15 protein-coding genes, 1 tRNA gene and 3 pseudogenes are annotated in these 17,944 nt (G+C 34.0%); 18 read left to right on the forward strand and 1 reads right to left on the reverse strand.

Going from position 1 to position 17,944, the window contains the following annotated elements; genetic code table 11:
* Positions 1-4: 4 nt before the first annotated feature.
* The 14 genes and pseudogenes from lat (at position 5) to DRF58_RS09810 (ending at position 13,335) form a co-directional block, all read left to right on the forward strand.
* Positions 5-1,324, forward strand: a complete 1,320-nt coding sequence (gene lat, locus DRF58_RS09745) for an L-lysine 6-transaminase (protein WP_116035030.1) — start codon at positions 5-7, stop codon at positions 1,322-1,324.
* Between the two features lie 66 nt (positions 1,325-1,390).
* Positions 1,391-1,618 carry a DUF2007 domain-containing protein gene (locus tag DRF58_RS09750; RefSeq protein ID WP_116035032.1) on the forward strand — a complete coding sequence of 76 codons (228 nt, stop codon included), beginning with the start codon at positions 1,391-1,393 and terminating at the stop codon, positions 1,616-1,618.
* 131 nt (positions 1,619-1,749) lie between these two features.
* Positions 1,750-1,823: transfer RNA gene (locus DRF58_RS09755), tRNA-Ala, on the forward strand.
* A 250-nt stretch (positions 1,824-2,073) separates the two neighbouring features.
* Entirely contained in the window at positions 2,074-2,751 is a 678-nt protein-coding gene (locus DRF58_RS09760) for a response regulator transcription factor (RefSeq protein ID WP_116035033.1), read from the forward strand.
* A gap of 12 nt (positions 2,752-2,763) precedes the next feature.
* Positions 2,764-4,047 carry a sensor histidine kinase gene (locus DRF58_RS09765; protein ID WP_116035035.1) on the forward strand — a complete coding sequence of 428 codons (1,284 nt, stop codon included), beginning with the start codon at positions 2,764-2,766 and terminating at the stop codon, positions 4,045-4,047.
* A 198-nt stretch (positions 4,048-4,245) separates the two neighbouring features.
* Positions 4,246-6,075 (forward strand): LTA synthase family protein, encoded by a 1,830-nt coding sequence (locus tag DRF58_RS09770; protein ID WP_317124860.1) that lies wholly within the window; start codon positions 4,246-4,248, stop codon positions 6,073-6,075.
* Between the two features lie 254 nt (positions 6,076-6,329).
* The gene (locus tag DRF58_RS09775) at positions 6,330-7,352 is read left to right on the forward strand and encodes a sulfite exporter TauE/SafE family protein (protein WP_116035039.1); all 1,023 of its coding nucleotides are present in this window, start codon (positions 6,330-6,332) and stop codon (positions 7,350-7,352) included.
* A 17-nt stretch (positions 7,353-7,369) separates the two neighbouring features.
* Entirely contained in the window at positions 7,370-8,155 is a 786-nt protein-coding gene (locus tag DRF58_RS09780) for a phosphatase PAP2 family protein (protein ID WP_116035041.1), read from the forward strand.
* 146 nt (positions 8,156-8,301) lie between these two features.
* Complete coding sequence (locus tag DRF58_RS09785) at positions 8,302-8,835, forward strand: C40 family peptidase (protein WP_116035042.1); 534 nt, start codon at positions 8,302-8,304, stop codon at positions 8,833-8,835.
* Between the two features lie 101 nt (positions 8,836-8,936).
* A complete protein-coding gene (locus tag DRF58_RS09790) occupies positions 8,937-9,749 on the forward strand; it encodes a 2,3,4,5-tetrahydropyridine-2,6-dicarboxylate N-succinyltransferase (protein WP_116035044.1) in 813 nt (270 codons plus the stop codon).
* A 145-nt stretch (positions 9,750-9,894) separates the two neighbouring features.
* A pseudogene (locus DRF58_RS09795) lies at positions 9,895-10,788 on the forward strand (glycosyltransferase family 87 protein); the annotation flags it as partial.
* A pseudogene (locus DRF58_RS09800) lies at positions 10,784-11,359 on the forward strand (glycosyltransferase); the annotation flags it as partial. The pseudogenes DRF58_RS09795 and DRF58_RS09800, both read left to right, overlap by 5 nt.
* Positions 11,360-11,452: 93 nt before the next feature.
* Positions 11,453-12,241, forward strand: coding sequence for a polysaccharide deacetylase family protein (locus DRF58_RS09805; protein WP_116035047.1), 789 nt, complete (start codon positions 11,453-11,455; stop codon positions 12,239-12,241).
* Positions 12,241-13,335: a glycosyltransferase family 4 protein gene (locus DRF58_RS09810; RefSeq protein ID WP_116035049.1), complete on the forward strand. Its 1,095-nt coding sequence runs from the start codon at positions 12,241-12,243 to the stop codon at positions 13,333-13,335. Before DRF58_RS09805 ends, DRF58_RS09810 begins: the two co-directional genes overlap by 1 nt.
* Before the next feature lie 76 nt (positions 13,336-13,411).
* Here the strand turns inward: DRF58_RS09810 and DRF58_RS09815 are convergent, their stop codons facing one another.
* The gene (locus DRF58_RS09815; protein ID WP_116035051.1) at positions 13,412-14,065 is read right to left on the reverse strand and encodes a YggS family pyridoxal phosphate-dependent enzyme; all 654 of its coding nucleotides are present in this window, start codon (positions 14,063-14,065) and stop codon (positions 13,412-13,414) included.
* Positions 14,066-14,187: 122 nt separating this feature from the next.
* Here DRF58_RS09815 and lpdA point away from each other — a divergent pair, with 122 nt between their 5' ends.
* The 4 genes and pseudogenes from lpdA to DRF58_RS09835 form a co-directional block, all read left to right on the forward strand.
* Complete coding sequence (lpdA, locus tag DRF58_RS09820; RefSeq protein WP_116035053.1) at positions 14,188-15,591, forward strand: dihydrolipoyl dehydrogenase; 1,404 nt, start codon at positions 14,188-14,190, stop codon at positions 15,589-15,591.
* A gap of 148 nt (positions 15,592-15,739) precedes the next feature.
* Complete coding sequence (aroB, locus tag DRF58_RS09825) at positions 15,740-16,786, forward strand: 3-dehydroquinate synthase (RefSeq protein WP_116035054.1); 1,047 nt, start codon at positions 15,740-15,742, stop codon at positions 16,784-16,786.
* A gap of 147 nt (positions 16,787-16,933) precedes the next feature.
* Positions 16,934-17,572, forward strand: a complete 639-nt coding sequence (locus DRF58_RS09830) for a porin family protein (RefSeq protein WP_116035055.1) — start codon at positions 16,934-16,936, stop codon at positions 17,570-17,572.
* 192 nt (positions 17,573-17,764) lie between these two features.
* Positions 17,765-17,944, forward strand: a pseudogene (locus DRF58_RS09835) (IS4 family transposase); the annotation flags it as partial.

Below are 17,944 nucleotides of genomic sequence, written 5' to 3' on the forward strand. Positions count from 1 at the left end.
AAATATGATAACAACCAACGAAAATAAAGTAAAAGAAACACTCGGAAAACACATCCTTGCAGATGGTTTCGATTTTGTAATGGATTATGAAAAATCCCATGGTTCCTACATCGTAGACTGTTTGACTGGCAAAGAATATCTCGATATGTTTTCTATGTTTGCATCCGCTTCTGTTGGATATAATCATCCTTACATTTTGGAAAAAGCCAATTGGCTGGGGAAAATGGCGATTTACAAACCAACGCTTAGTGATGTTTATCTTCAGGAATATGCTGATTTTATGGACGTTTTTTCCAGAGTGGCGATTCCAAAAGAATTGCCTTATTGCTTTTTCGTAGAAGGTGGCGCTTTGGCTGTTGAAAATGCTTTGAAGACTGCTTTTGATTGGAAAACCAGAAAAAACTGGCAAAAGAATATTGAAAAAGAAGCGGGGATGGTTATCCATTTCAAACAATCTTTCCACGGAAGAAGTGGTTATACATTATCATTGACCAACACTTCTGATCCAAGAAAACATCAATATTTTCCAAAATTCGATTGGCCAAGAATTACCAATCCAAAACTGAATTTCCCAATTACAGATGATAATCTGGAAGAAACCATCAAGCACGAGCAATTGGCATTATTGCATATCCAAGAAGCGATTTTGGCGAATCCTGATGAAGTGGCTTGCGTGATTATCGAACCAATCCAAGCGGAAGGTGGAGACAATCATTTCAGAAACGAATTTTTTACTGAACTAAGAAGAATTTGTGATGAGAACGAAATCCTTTTAATCCTTGACGAGGTTCAAACTGGAATCGGAATGACGGGAAAAATGTGGGCTTTCCAACATCTTGACATTATTCCTGATGTGATTACTTTTGGAAAGAAAACTCAGGTTTGTGGAATCCTTGCTAACAAAGAAAAGTTGGATGAAGTAGAACTTCACGTTTTCCAAGAAAGCTCTAGAATCAATTCTACTTTTGGAGGTAATTTCATCGATATGCTTCGTTTTCAATTGGTTTTAGAAATTATTGAAAATGAAAATCTAGTAGAGAATTCTAGAGTTGTAGGCGAGTTTTTGTTAAATGGTTTGAAGCAATTAGAACAAAAATATCCAAACCATATTTCTTCGGCAAGAGGAAAAGGTTTGATGTGCGCTTTTGACTTGAAAGATGGAGAAAGCAGAGAATGGCTGAGAAGCAAACTTTACGATGAAGGAATTATCATTCTAACTTGTGGTGACCAGTCTTTGAGATTCCGTCCGCATCTTAATGTAACGAAAGAAGAAATCCAGATTATTTTAGATAAAATTAATTCAATATTTGAGAATTTAATATAAGGAATTTTAGATTTTGATATTTTTTTCATAAATTGCTATGCTTTAACAAAATCAAAATCAAAAATTATGGATGCAACAACTAGAGTAGCTGTCTACGAAAGTAGCAGTCCACAGGAGATTCAGCTTATGAAATCTAAGCTGGAAGATGCAGGAATCAAATGTGATGTTGAAAATTCTTACTTAAGTTTTCTATCAACTCCCACTGCAACCAATACTTTTATTAAAGTTGATATCAATGAAGAGAAAAGAGCGTTTGATATCATTGATGAATATTTAAAATCAAATCAAAATTGATTTCATATTTTTAAATTTTACGTTTTACAGAAGTCGGGTTCAAATTGATTTGAGCCCGATTTTTTTATTTTAAATTTTCAATAAGTTTTTAATATTTGTTCAGGTAAAATCCTTATCATTGTAATCCGAATGGGGAATTAGCTCATCTGGCTAGAGCGTTAGACTGGCAGTCTAAAGGTGACGGGTTCGATCCCCGTATTCTCCACATAGTTTTAAACTTCTGAAATTCAGAAGTTTATTTTGTTTTATGGCAAGAAATTTGTATTCATTATTTCAAATATTCGAGTTCATAGAAACCTGATTATTGATTAAAGGGGGCACTAGTTGCCCTCTTAATTTTTTATACTGCATCGAATAATTCGTAGTAAAAAATATTATCAATTCTAAATTTCTTCTAAATTCAAAATATAAATTCGCTGAAGAAAAATTCCGATATTTATAAAATAGAACTACTGATGAAAATCCTGATTATAGAAGACGAAACCGAATTGGCAAAAAGTGTTGCAGAATACCTTTCCGAAGAGAACTATCTGTGTGAGTTTGCAGAGACTTTCACCGAAGCGATGTATAAAATAGAAACGTTTCAGTACGATTGCATTATCCTCGACATTATGCTTCCCGACGGCAACGGACTCAAAATTTTGGAAGAGTTGAAATCTCAAAATAAACAAGACGGCGTCATCATTGTTTCGGCGAAAAATGCTTTGGATGATAAAATAAAAGGCTTACAATTAGGGGCAGACGATTATCTTACAAAACCGTTTCATTTGTCGGAATTGATGGCAAGAATTTATTCTATAATAAGGAGAAAGCAGTTTAACAATTCTAATATCATTACTCAAAATGAATTACAAATTGACCTTTTATCCAAAACCGTTTCTGTTAATAATGAAGTGATTGCATTGACAAAAAAAGAGTTTGATTTGCTGATTTATTTTATCGGGAATAAAAATAAAGTCATTTCAAAAAGTACTTTAGCAGAGCATCTTTCCGGAGATTTTGCAGATATGTTGGATAATCACGATTTTGTGTATGCCCACGTTAAAAATTTAAAGAAGAAATTAAATGATGCAGGCTGTGGACAATACTTAAAAACAGTTTACGGAACTGGCTACAAATGGGAAAATTCTTAACTTACAACTGATTTGAAACCGCTACTTAGTAAAACCACCAAACCCTTCATCATCTATGTCCTGATTATTCTGGTCATCAGTATTCCTGCGTATTATCTGGTGGTTGATGCCATCTGGAAGCACGAGTTGGATGAACATAATGATATTGTTGCCAGAAAAACAACTTCCCAAATCAATAGTTTGAAGTTGACTGAGGAAAAACTGATTGAAACTATACAACTTTGGAACGATGTCCAACCCAGTACTAATATCCGGAAATTAGAAAAAAATGATAACCTAAAAGACAGCATTTTCATTGTAGAAAAACCTCACGACTTTCTGGATTTTGAAGATATCGACAGATTCAGATGCTTGTCAAAGATTATTTATCTCAATCAAAAACCTTATCGCTTCAACATAGAAACCAATATCGAAGAATCTCAGGAAACTATTTTTTTCATCTCGGTGACGACAGTTATTCTTTTTATTCTGATTGTCGGCGGATTATTAGTTCTTAACAGAAGACTTTCAAAATCCGTTTGGAAACCTTTTCGAAATACTTTAGACAAATTAAAGACCTTCAATCTAAATCAACAAACTAAGATTGAATTTTCTAAAACAGATGTTTCCGAATTTGATGAACTTAATCAATCATTAAGTAAGCTGATAGAACAAAATATTTCGGTTTACAAAACACAGAAAGAGTTTACGGAAAACGCTTCTCACGAGTTGCAGACACCTTTAGCGATTCTGAAAAATAAACTCGATATTCTTTTACAAAATCAAGATTTGACGGAAAAACAATATCAAATTGCCGAAGAAATGAACCGCGCTTTGTCCAGAAGTTCCAGAATTAATAAAAACCTTTTATTATTAGCAAAAATTGATAATAAGCAATTTGAGAATTCTGAAATACATCTGGACGAATTACTGAATCAAAGTATGGAAATTCTGCAGGAACATTTTGAACAAAAAAACATCTCTGTAAAAACTGAAATTTCTGATAATGTAAAAGTTAATGGAAACATTGGATTGACCGAAGTTTTGATTAATAATTTGATTTTAAACGCTATTCGACATACTTCAATTAATGGTTCAATTTTGATCAGATTAAGCCAATCTGAGTTTGAAGTATCCAATTCCGGAACAGAAAAATTGAATTCAGATTTGCTGTTCAAAAGATTTTCAAGATTCTCCAAAGACAATAATGGTAGCGGACTTGGGCTTGCCATTGTCCAAGAAATCTGCAAATCTCAGAACTGGACTATCGATTACAGATTCGAAAATAATAATCATATTTTTTCGGTAAAACTGTAAATTCTAAATTTCTTCTAAATTGAGTATCATCTTTACACGTTTTTAAACGCGTAAAAAGTAATGATTCTTAAAAAATTTAAACAAATATTTGACAGCAGATTTGCTGTATTATTCTCAATTTTAAGTTTATATATTTTATTTTCAACCCTTATCAGAATTGGATTTTTGTTCTGGTCTTCTAAGGATTTAGATTTTAATTTGTTCTATATTTTAAGGGCATTTTTCACCGGATTTTGTTATGATTTTGCGGTTGGGACATTGTTTTTGCTGCTGTATTCGGTTTATCTTTTGGTTTTTCCGAAACGATGGGTTGGTTCCAGATTCGATAAGATTTTCACTTATGTTTATCTGACGATTGTCCTACTCATCATCTATTTCAGCTTGTTGGCGGAGATTCCTTTTTGGGATGAATTTGGCGTGAGATTTAATTTTATTGCGGTTGATTATCTGATCTATACTTACGAAGTTATTTCCAATATCAACGAATCTTATCCGTTGCCATTAATCATTTTTGTATTAGTTGCCTTGATTATTTTAACATTCGTTTTCCTTCAAAAAAGAAAGATATTCAGAAATACATTTTCAGACAAAAGACCGATTTCAAAACGATTCGCTCTTTTTTCTTTATTGATTCCGGCTTTAATTTTAAGTTTAATATTGAAAAACAAACAGGCAGATTTCAGCAACAATTTAATTTTAAATGAATTAGGAAAAAACGGAACATTTTCATTTTTCACCGCTTTCAAATCCAATGAACTAGACTACGAAACTTTCTATCCGAAAATTGATGATAAAGAGGCGTATTCTGTTCTGAAGAAAAATCTTTTACAGGAAAATCAGGCTTACGCTACCAACAAATGGGACGATATTTCCAGAATTACAAAATCTGATAATGAGCAACGCCCGAATGTCATTCTGATTGCAATAGAAAGTTTCAGCGGAGATTTTCTGAAAGCTTTCGGAAACAAAGATAATCTGACTCCAAATTATGATAAATTGGCTAACGAAGGCATTTTGTTTACCAATCTTTACGCGACCGGAACCAGAACTGTGCGTGGAATGGAAGCTTTGACTTTGTCCGTTCCTCCGACGCCGGGGAACAGTATTGTGAGAAGACCTGATAATCAGAATTTGTTTTCTGTGGCTACTATTTTTAAAGAGAAAAATTATCAGCCTTATTTCATTTACGGTGGCGACGGTTATTTTGATAATATGAATAATTTTTTCGGAGGACAAGGTTTTGATATTGTGGACAGAAACCGTGGAAATCCTTTGTCAGACGATATCAAAACACAACGTTTCAATATTTCCGACAACGAAGTGAGTTTTGAAAATGCGTGGGGAATTTGTGATGAAGATTTGTACAAACAATCGATTAAATACGCTGATAAAAGCAGTAAATTAAACAAGCCGTTTTTCCATTTTGTGATGACGACTTCCAATCATAAGCCTTACACTTTTCCAGCCGGAAAAATCGACCTTCCGCAAGGTGACAGAAATGGAGCTGTAAAATATACCGATTATGCTTTGGGGAAATTTTTGGCTGATGCAAAAACGAAACCTTGGTTTAAAAACACAGTGTTCGTCATCGTTGCCGACCATTGTGCGAGCAGTGCAGGAAAATGGGAAATCAATATCGATAAGCATCATATTCCTGCGATTATTTACAATCTTCCTCAAAAAGCAGAGAAAATCAATCGTCTGACTTCTCAGATTGATTTGATGCCGACTTTATTCGGTTATCTCGGTTGGAATTACACGACAAGCTTGTACGGAAAAGATATTAACCAAACTAAAATTGGCGACGAACGTGCTTTTATTGGAAATTACAGAACTTTGGGAATGTTGAAAGGCAATATTTTCACTCAGATTGATGACAGAAAAAAGGTAAAACAATTTACCGTAAAAGATTCTGACAAGTCTTTGAAAGAAATTAAATCTAAAAATTCACAACTAGTTTCTGAGACAATTTCTTATTATCAAACCGCGAGTGAAAGATTTAAAAACGGAAAAATGAAAGCGAAATAGTTTTCTTCAAAATATCTTCTAAATCAGGTTGCACCTTTGTAAAGTAAAATTTATGGTGTAACCTTTTTTATTTAGACCAAACCACAAAAGTCACAAAAGTTTTATAGTGGATGTAATTTCTAAAAAGTAAAAAAAAGAAATACTAAACTAAGCTTTTTACTTTTTTATTCTTTAAAAGCATTTTTTCTTTTGTGCCTTTTGTGGTGAAAAATAAAATTCAAGCTCTTGTTCTGTAACCTTTTTTATTAGTAAAAATGATTGTTGAAGTTATTTTATTGTTCTTCGGAACCATTCTCGCATTCTGGCTGAGTGCGATTTGCGGAGGCGGTGCTAGCCTTATTTTAATCCCAATTTTAAACCTTTTGTTGCCAGCTTCTGTTGTTCCGTTTTCATTGACAATCGGGACGTTTACAAGTTCGGTTTCAAGAATTGCGGTTTTCAAAAAACACATCAACTGGAAGATTTTCTTTTGGTTTGTTCCGTTTTCGATTCCTGCGGTTTTGATGGGCGCTTACCTCATCAAATATATCAATCCTAATTATCTTCAATTAATTGTCGCTTTTTTCCTCATTGCCAATGTTCCTCAACTTTTCAAAAAAGTAAAGAACGACGAAACCGATGAAAAAGCGTCTCCGAAATATGTTTTGGCAATCATCGGTTTTCTGGCAGGATTTGTTTCCGGAATTACTGGCGCCATCGGATTGTTATTTAATCGCTTTTATTTGAAGTTTGGCTTAAAAAAAGAAGAAATTGTTGCAACTCGTGCGGCGAATGAAGTTTTTCTGCATCTCATCAAGCTTGTCATTTATATTTCTCTGGGATTGTATTCTAATCTTGCTTTATGGCTGGGATTAGCGATTGCTGTGGCGACGATTATTTCATCTTATACGGTCAAATATATTCTTCCTTACCTCAGTGAAAATCTCTTCAGAAAAATCGGTTACGGCGCAATGGTTGTCGCCGGAATTACTTTATTGATTGGCACTTCTGATAAAATTATCCAGCAAGATAAATTGGGCATTACGATTGCAAAAAGTGAATCGATTATCTCGTGGAGGTCGACAGATTTTGTGATTGAATTTGCCTTCGATGACGGTTTGGAAATCGAAAGACCGATTCGTCCCGAAGAATTACCCAATCATCTTAAAACCAAATACGCTGCTCTGAAAAATCATTATGATGTCATTCATCTGGAAAAGGTTTTCACTTTCCGAAACGAACCTTCCTACGAATTCTATTGTTACAAAGACAATCAGCTTACCAAATTTGAAAGTTAATTTAGAATTTATTATATATGAAACTAATATTCTCAGGCATATTAATTATATTATTAAGTTCTAAAAACGTTTTGGCTCAGGACAGTTTAGCTGTAAAAAAAGATTCTATTGACAGTGTTTCTATTGCTCATTTACCTTTCGACAAAGCTTATCAATTCAGTTACAAGAAGCTGATTATTCCCACTGTTTTTATAAGTTACGGCGTTGCAACTTTGAAAATTGACAAATTAAAACAGCTCAATTTCTCCACAAGAAACGAAATCAATGAGCATAAGCCAGACCATATCCGACTGGATAATTACACGCAATTTGCTCCTGCCGTTTTGGTTTATGGATTGAATGCTTTTGGAGTTGAGGGAAAACATAATTTCCGAGACAGAAGCATCATTTACGGCACATCATTATTATTGACATCCGCAATTGTAATGCCTACAAAACATTTGGCAAAAGAAGAAAGACCCGATCAATCCAGTCGGTTGTCGTTTCCTTCCGGTCACACGGCTTTTGCTTTTGCATCAGCACAATTTATGTACAGAGAATATAAGGATACTAATTTCTGGTTGGGCATTTCCGGTTATTCTTTTGCAGTTTTCACCGGTGTTTACAGAATGTTGAATGACAAACATTGGTTCAGTGATGTGGTTGCTGGCGCAGGAATTGGGATTTTATCAACGGAAGCTTCTTACTGGTTGTATCCAAAAATTAATAAGTTATTAACAGGAAAAAATAAGAATTCTTCAACGATGGTTATGCCTTTCTATCAGAATAAAACGGCAGGAATTGGGTTGGTGAAAAATTTTTAAAGACATTAATTTCATTTAGTTTATGAATTAATAAATCTAGATTTCATTTCAAACTCTTGTTTAATTTAGATAAGTATCCTATTTTTGTTAAGTTATCGGAAAAATGAATGCTAATTGAGGAAAAACTATTTTTTAAATTGAATTAAATGAAAAAATCTGTACTACTCATACTTTTCTCGATATTGATGGTGTCTTGTGGAACTTCTAAATCCGCAAAAAAATATTCTTATAAAAAAACAACAACTTATAAATCTGCCAATCTCAAAAAACTGAATTCCAATTATTCAGGAAATGTTTCAGGAACCAGAGCTTCTGTTATTAATGATGCGGAACATTATCTGGGAACACCTTATAAATATGCAGGCAATACAAAAGCAGGCTTTGACTGTTCCGGTTTGGTCTGCAAAGTTTTTGATGAAAATAATATTAAAATGCCAAGACGTTCCGCAGATCAAGGTAAAGAAGGGATTTCTGTTGATGTTTCCAGAGTAAAACCTGGTGATCTTCTCTTTTTTGCCACAGCAGGCGGCTCTTCAGTAAGTCACGTAGGGATTGTTAATGAAATTCTCAATGGAGAGGTTACATTTGTACATTCTTCTACATCCAAGGGCGTTATCATTTCTTCTTTAAATGATGCTTATTGGAATAAAGCATTTCTTTTTGCTAGAAGTGTTCTATAATTTATTATTTTTGCCTAGGAATATAATGATGAAGTTCAATAATTTTTTATTGGACTTTTTTATTTTATTAAAATCAATTATTAATCAATTATAACTAAGAAATGTCTTTACAGGAAAAAATTGAAAAAGCTTGGGATAACCGCGAACTTTTGAAAGAAGAAGAATATCAAAATGCCGTAAGAGAAGTTGTTGCTAAACTAGATGCAGGAGAACTAAGAACAGCAGAGCCAACGGAAAACGGATGGCAAATCAATGAATGGGTAAAGAAAGGTGTGGTGATGTATTTCCCAATCCAAACAATGGAAACTATAGAAGTAGGTCCTTTCGAATTCCACGATAAAATTCCTTTGAAGAAAAATTATGCAGAAAAAGGTGTAAGAGTTGTTCCTCACGCCATCGCAAGACACGGATGTTTTGTAGCAAGCGGAGTAATTATGATGCCTTCTTACGTTAATATCGGAGCTTATGTAGATTCAGGAACTATGGTTGATACTTGGGCCACTGTAGGAAGTTGTGCTCAAATTGGTAAAAATGTTCACTTGAGCGGAGGAGTTGGAATCGGTGGAGTTTTGGAACCATTGCAAGCGGCACCTGTAATTATCGAGGATGATGCGTTCATTGGTTCTCGTTGTATTGTTGTAGAAGGTGTTCGTATTGGTAAAGAAGCTGTTCTTGGAGCGAATGTTTGTTTGACAATGTCAACTAAAATCATTGATGTAACCGGTGATGAACCTGTAGAAATGAAAGGTTATGTTCCAGAACGTTCCGTAGTGATTCCTGGAAGCTATACTAAGAAATTCCCGTCTGGAGAATACCAAGTTCCTTGTGCTTTGATTATCGGAAAAAGAAAGGAATCGACAGACAAAAAAACATCCTTGAATGATGCGTTGAGAGAAAATAATGTAGCAGTTTAAATTAAAAAATCCTTAATTTCCAAAGCCAATAGCAAAAAGCAATTCGCCATAAGCAAATTATTGATTTTAAACTTATATTTGTCATTTTAATGAGAATTAAATTTCTTGTTAGGATGACATTTTTAATTAATAACCTAAGACAACATTGAAAGATAAGTTATTGAAATTGATTTCCGATTACAGAATTATTTTTGTAATCTACATTATAGTCTCCGCCGTTACAGCTTACAGTAAATACAAAAGAGGAACAGGCGGTTACAACAACTACTTGATTTTCAAAGGGGTTTTTTACAACACGTTGCAGGAGAAAAATATTTTTCTGCAATATCCCGATTTGTTTTTTGACAGCAATCATTACGGCGTATTTTTCAGTCTATTGATTGCACCTTTTGCAATGTTGCCAGATGGTTTTGGTGCTGTTCTATGGAACGTTGCGATTACTTTGGTTTTTCTTTATGCCATTTACAAACTTCCATTTTCTGACAGAAAAAAATCTTTTTTCGCCTGGCTTTGTCTTCAGGAATTCATCACTGCAGCGACCTATTTTCAGTTTAATATTATTTTGACCGGATTGTTGATGTTGTCAGCGATTTACATTTATGAAAGGAAAGAAACGCAATCTGCATTTTCAATTCTCATTGGAACCTTTGTTAAAGTTTATGGAATTGTTGGTTTATCGGCTTTCTTTTTCATTAAAAATAAATTTAAATTTATCTTAAGTTTTATCATTATTGCAATCCTGTTTTTTGTTTTACCAATGCTTATTTCCAGCCCGAAATTTGGTGTCCAATCCTATATCGATTGGTATGTTTCTTTGTCTGGGAAAAATCTGGAAAATCAAGCGTTGGGCACACGTCAGGATTATTCGTTAATGGGCGTTGTAAGAAGGGTTTTAGGTAATGCAGATATTTCGAATCTCATATTTTTAATTCCAGGATTTATAATATTTATGACGCCTTATTTTAGAATTAAACAATATAAAAATCTTAGTTTTCAATTGATGATTTTAGCCTCAACGCTATTGTTTGTCGTGCTTTTCTAACAGAAAATATCCGGAAGAAATTTCCTATTTCAAGAAAAAAACATCAGAGATTTTTTACCAGTTTCTATCCAAAATTTCTGATGTCGATTTGAAAAAAGGCGGCGGCTCCGATTTCCGATTGATGGATGCTAATGTTATCCAATCTTTCAGAAATTTTAACGAAGACGATTTGTTTCTCAGAGGATTAACGAGCTGGATGGGCTACAAACAAACCACAGTCCAGTTTCTTGCAGGTGCCAGAATTGCCGGCGAAAGCAGCTATAATCTTAAAAAAATGATGAAGTTTGCTTTTACGGGAATAACCGCTTTTAGTGTGAAACCATTGTACCTTGCGGCGTATTTGGGATTTATATTTTCGGCTTTTTCAGTAATTGGTTATGCGATTTATGTCATTGAATCTTTTGTCTCAGGAACAGAAATCTCAGGTTGGGCATCGCTCATTATGACCATCGTTTTTTTTGGTGGTTTACAATTGATTATCTTGGGAATATTCGGAATTTATTTGGGTAAAATTTTCAAACAAGTCAAAGAAAGGCCCAATTATATTATTCGCTCGAAAAATTTTTAGGATTTAGTTTTTTATCGCAAAGATTTTCTGATTTCTTAAAAAATCTTCGCATTAAGATTCAATTATAATACATTTGCAAATATCAATTATTAAATGATTTTACTAAGTTTCGACATCGAAGAATTTGATATGCCTTTGGAATATAACGGCGAGATTCCTTTGGAAGAACAATTGGCTGTTTCCAGAAAAGGACTTCAGAATATTCTTAGAATCCTGAAAGAGAATCAAATCAAAGCGACTTTTTTTTCAACGGTAGTTTTTGCTGAGAATAACCAAGATTTGGTTCAACAATTACTTTCTGAAGGTCACGAGCTGGCTTCTCACACTTGGTTTCATTCGGATTTTGAGGAGAAACATTTGGCGGAATCAAAACAGCAATTAGAAAGATTATTTGATACAAAAGTGGTTGGGCTAAGAATGCCGAGAATGAGTCCGGTTTCGGAAGATGCAGTTTCTGATGCAGGATATTTTTATAATTCTTCTATCAATCCAACTTATTTACCTGGAAGATATAATAATTTCAAGGTTAGTCGAAAACCATTTTGGCAGAAGAAAGTGTTGCAATTTCCGGCTTCGGTTTCTACGATGTTTAGAGTTCCTTTGTTTTGGTTAAGTTTTCATAACTTTCCACTTTGGATTTATAAATTGTTGTCCAAATTATCATTAAGTTCAACAGGATTTTTGAATATTTACTTTCATCCTTGGGAATTTGCAGACATTTCAAATCCAAAATATAAACTGCCGGCATTTACTTTTAAAAATACAGCAGAATCGATGGAAAGTCGTTTCGATGATTTTATTAAATGGGCAAAAAAAAATAATTATCAGTTTTCTACAACCAGAGATTTTTTGGAAAATTGGACTCAAAAAAATAAAAATTAATGAAGATTGCTTACGACGCCAAACGTATTTTTTCCAGCTGGTCTGGTTTAGGAAATTATTCCCGCGATTTGGTTCGGGTTTTATCCACATATTTTCCGGATAATCAATATTTATTATTCAATAAAAAAAAATCTGAACGAGGCGAAGCAATATTAAAATTGCCCAATGTGACTTTCGTCCAGACAACAAAAGGAACATTTTCCCGACAGCTCAAAACCGGAATCGATGCTCAAAATAATGATGCGGACATTTTCCACGGTTTGTCAGGCGAATTGCCTTTGCGATGGAACAAAAAACCAATTAAAAAAGTCGTTACCATCCACGATTTGATTTTCGAAAGATATCCAGAATATTACACATGGATTGACCGGAAAATCCACTTTTGGAAATTCAAAAAAGCAGCGCAATCTGCGGATAAAATTATTGCAATTTCGGAACAGACCAAGAAAGATGTTATCCATTATCTGAAAGTTCCGGAAAGTAAAATCGAAGTAGTTTATCAAGGTTGTCACGCTAGTTTCAAGGAAAAACAATCTGAGAGGATTCTTAATCAAATCAAAGAAAAATTCAATCTTCCAGAAAGATTTATTTTGAATGTCGGAACGATTGAGCCAAGAAAAAATCTTTTGAACGTTGTCAAAGCACTTAAGAATAGTCACATTCCGATAGTTGTGGTTGGAGCAAAAAAGCCAAAATATTTCAAACTAATCGAGAAAGAGATTAAAAAAGGAAAAGTAGAAGTTCAATTTCTTTCAGGTGTTTCTATGGAAGAATTGGCTGGGATTTACAAACTTGCAGAAATTTTTATCTACCCGAGTTTTTTCGAAGGTTTTGGAATTCCTGTTATCGAAGCGTTGTTCTCAGAAACTGTTGTGATTACAAGCAATACAAGTTGTTTACCCGAAGCCGGCGGATCAGATTCTGTTTATGTCAATCCAAAAAGTGTTGAAGATATCAAAGCTAAAATTCTTTTTCTGTGGGAAAACGAATCCGAGAGAAATCGTCGTGCAGAAAAAGGATTACAGTTTGTTCAAAAATTCAATGATGAGGTGATTGCTGATGAGATTATGAAGGTTTATAAAAGTTTGGTTTAATTGAATTTAAATTTTTATAATGGCTTCGAGAGCCTCAGCCTGACAAAACCTTCAACCATCAACTGACACCCAACAACTAATAATTCCTCTCCCCAAAAATAGCAGAGCCAACTCTTACAGAATTAGAACCAGATTCTATTGCTAAAGGAAAATCTCCACTCATTCCCATTGATAAAGTTTCTAATGGTTTTAGTTGAGATAATTCATCAAAAAGGTTTTTGAGAATAGAAAATTCTTCACGGATTTGGGTTTCATCGTCTACAAAACTTGCCATTCCCATTAAACCTTTTATTTCAATATTTGGAAAATTTCCTTCAAGATATTGGTTGAAAATGTTTTTTGCTTCATCAACTGTCAATCCGAATTTTGTTTCCTCCTTTGCGATTTTAACTTGAAGCAAAACGTTGATTTTCCGATTGTTTTTAAGCGCTTCTTTATCAATTTCTTTCAAAAGTTTTTCGCTGTCAACGCTTTCTATCATTGAGATAAATCCTGCAATGTATTTCACTTTATTGGTTTGAAGATGTCCAATCAAATGCCATTCGATATCGTTGGGAAGAACAGGTTGTTTTTCCAGTAATTCCTGAACTTTATTCTCTCCAAAAGCACGTTGTCCCAAATCATAAACCTCTTTTATTTTTTCAGCTGGATTGTTTTTGGAAACCGCAACCAATTTTACATTTTGTGGAAGTTGGGAAAGTATTGCTTGATAATTTTGTTGGATTGACATTAGAATTGAATTTAAAATCTGATGCAAAAATAGAGATTAATTACGTTATAAAATCAGTTTAAGAATTGGTCTAAAATTCGTAACTTTGAGGAAATTTTTATTCGAATAATAATCACAAAGATATGAGTCAATTTGATGTAACCGTTATCGGTTCTGGTCCTGGCGGATATGTAGCAGCAATCAGAGCTGCACAATTGGGTTTCAAAACAGCAATTATTGAGAAATATCCTACGTTGGGCGGAACTTGTCTTAACGTGGGTTGTATCCCTTCCAAAGCTTTGCTTGACAGTTCTGAACATTTCGAAAAAGCAAAACACGAGTTTGCTGATTACGGAATCATCATCAACGAGCCGAAAGTAGATTTGGCAAAAATGATTGAACGTAAAAATGGAGTAGTAGAGCAAACAACAAAAGGAATCAACTTCCTGATGGACAAAAACAAAATCACTGTTTTTGAAGGTGTTGGAAGCTTCGAATCTGCAACTCAAATCAAAGTGACGAAAAACGACGGTTCTTCAGAAATCATTGATTCAAAATATACAATTATCGCAACTGGTTCTAAGCCATCTAGTTTGCCATTTATTACATTAGATAAAGAAAGAATCATCACTTCTACAGAAGCTTTGAACTTGAAAGAAATTCCAAAACATTTGGTAGTTATCGGTGGTGGTGTTATTGGTCTTGAGTTGGGGTCAGTTTATTTGAGATTAGGTTCTCAAGTAACTGTGGTGGAGTTTATGGACAAAATCATCCCAGGAATGGACGGCGCTCTTTCCAAAGAATTACAAAAAGTTCTTAGAAAACAAGGAATGAAATTCGAACTTTCTACGGCGGTTTCTGCAGTGGAGAGAAACGGAGATTCTGTAAAAGTAACCGCTAAAAACAAAAAAGGCGAAGAAGTAAACTTCGAGGGCGATTATGTTTTGGTTTCCGTTGGCAGAAGACCATACACAGACGGACTTGGTTTGGAAAAAGCAGGTGTAGAACTGGACGAAAGAGGAAGAGTAAAAACCAACGACCATTTGCAGACGAATGTTTCTAACATTTACGCCATTGGTGACGTTGTCAAAGGTGCAATGTTGGCTCACAAAGCGGAAGAAGAAGGAACTTTGGTAGCTGAAATTTTAGCTGGACAAAAGCCTCATATCAATTATAATTTAATTCCGGGCGTAGTTTACACTTGGCCAGAAGTTGCTGGTGTTGGTAAAACAGAAGAGCAACTGAAAGAAGAAGGTGTGGCTTACAAAGTAGGAAGTTTCCCAATGAGAGCTTTAGGAAGAAGCCGTGCAAGTGGAGACACAGACGGATTTGTGAAAATTATCGCTGACGAAAAAACGGACGAAATTCTAGGTTTCCACATGATTGGCGCAAGAGCAGCGGATTTGGTTGCAGAAGGCGTTATCGCAATGGAGTTCCGCGCCAGTGCAGAAGATATCGCAAGAAGTTCACACGCACACCCAACTTACGCAGAAGCTGTAAAAGAAGCTGCTTTGGATGCGACTGGAAAGCGTACAATTCATATGTAATATTTTACTTCAATACATTTATAAAGAGAAGCAGTTTTGCTTCTCTTTTTTGTTTTTAAAAATAATTATAACAGAATATCTGAAATCTAATGTCTAATATCTAACATCTAATCTCTTTTTTGTTCTTACTTTTGTTAAAATTTTGGTTATGATAAAAGAACTGGATAAAGATTTCACAAGTCTTAATGAATATATTAGAGGACTCAAACCGAGTAAAATTTTTATTCTGGTGGATGAAAATACACACGATCACTGTTTGCCAATTTTACTCCCGAATTTGGAAACCGATGCGCCTTTCGAAGTTATCGAGATTGAAGCTGGTGAAGAAAACAAAAATATAGGTACAGCAACACAACTTTGGGAAATCTTCTCCGAAATGGAAGCTGACAGAAAATCACTTCTTATCAATCTTGGAGGAGGCGTTGTAACGGATTTGGGTGGATTTGTCGCTTCAACTTATAAAAGAGGTTTCAAATTCATTAATGTTCCAACAACTTTGCTGTCGATGTGTGATGCATCAATTGGCGGAAAAACGGGAATCGACCATCAATATCTTAAAAATATCATAGGAACATTTGCTTTGCCGGAAGGGATTTTCTTTTATCCAAAATTCTTAGAAACTTTAAAATTTGATGAATTGAGAAGTGGTTTTGCAGAGATGCTAAAACACGGATTGATTGCAGATGCCAATCATTGGAATGATCTAAGTTCATTAATTAAGATTACACCAGAAGATATCGCGCCTTTCATTAATCGAAGTATGGAAATCAAAAATGAGGTTGTAGCCAAAGATTTTAAAGAAGAGAATGTTCGTAAGATTCTCAACTTCGGACATACGATTGGGCATGCGGTGGAAAGTCTATTTATGAAAAAAGGAGAATTGATTCCTCACGGTGAAGCAGTTGCTCTCGGAATGATTTGTGAGACGCATTTGGCTCTACTCGCAGGCTTGATAGATGTTGAGGTTTCCTCAACTATTATTGCGAAGATTCAAAGATTTTTCCCTTACATCGATATATCCGAATTTAAGAATGGCGCAATCATAGATTTGATGTTCAATGACAAGAAAAATCAAGATGGAAATATCAATTTTTCATTAATCAATGGAGTTGGTTCTTGCCTTTTTGATCAAAAATTGAGTGCTGATCAAATCATTTTATCCTTAGATTTCTATAAAAATATCAATTCTAACTAGTGTTTTTATTCATAGAATAGCGTTTTTAGTGTCTTGATAATTAGTTGTTTATTATTTTATTTTCTGAAAATGGCTTTTGATTTTAAATTTTTGGCAAAGAATTTGGAAGTATCCCTCCCGTAAAACAAAAATTTAAAATTTGAAATTATGAAAAAGTTATTTTTAGGATTAGGTTTAGTAGCGGGAACATTTGCATTTGCACAAACTAGTCCGTCATTCGGTTTAAAAGGAGGTATGAATGTTTCTTCCCTATCAAAAGATGGAGGGTTGAATGATCAAGAATCCAAAATAGGCTTTAATGCTGGTGTATTTTTAAACGCTCCAATTTCTGAACAGTTTAGCATACAACCCGAAGTTTTGTATAACAATTTAGGTTCAAAAATTACTAGAGAAGCTACAGTAAATAACAATACTTACACTGCAGAATATGCAAGACATCTAGATTATATTTCTGTACCGGTAATGGCTCAGTTCAATGCAACTCCAAATTTTTATATTGAAGCAGGACCACAGTTTAGTTTCCTTGTAGATGCAAGAGATAAATATAAAAACACCAAAAATGGTTCTACTCAAGATGCAGAATCTTACTCTTTAAACAAAGATGATTTTAAAACTTTTGATTTTGGTTTAGGACTTGGTGTTGGTTACTATTTCACACCACAATTTGGTATCAACGCAAGATATACAGCTGGTTTAACTGATATTTATAAAAGTAACAGTACTAGCAATGACAACGTAAAAAACAATGTTTTCCAAGTTGGACTAAACTTTAGATTCAAAAATTAATAATTTATCTTAAAAAGATTATTAAATATTACAAAGACCGATTAATTCGTAGTCATGGTCGGAAGATTTTTCTTCCGACTTTTTATTTTTTTTCACCAAAAAAATAAAAGAACTCAACCTATTGATTATTAGTTAATTAGTTTGTTTTTGCCAGTGCTTTTTCGTATCTTTACGACTGATACTCAATTATTTATGTCAGTTTTTAAAGATCACAAAATATCTCTTAGACACGTTTTAGAATTTATTCCCGAAGCACTTTTAAGTCATCTTTCTGCAAGTACCAAAGTGGATTATTACAGCAAGGTTCTGCACGGTAAAAAAATGTTTTATCTACTTCTTTTCTCTATTTTCGATAATGAAAAATTAAGCCAA

The organism is Epilithonimonas hispanica, assembly GCF_003385395.1.
GTDB classification, from domain to species: Bacteria; Bacteroidota; Bacteroidia; order Flavobacteriales; family Weeksellaceae; genus Epilithonimonas; species Epilithonimonas hispanica.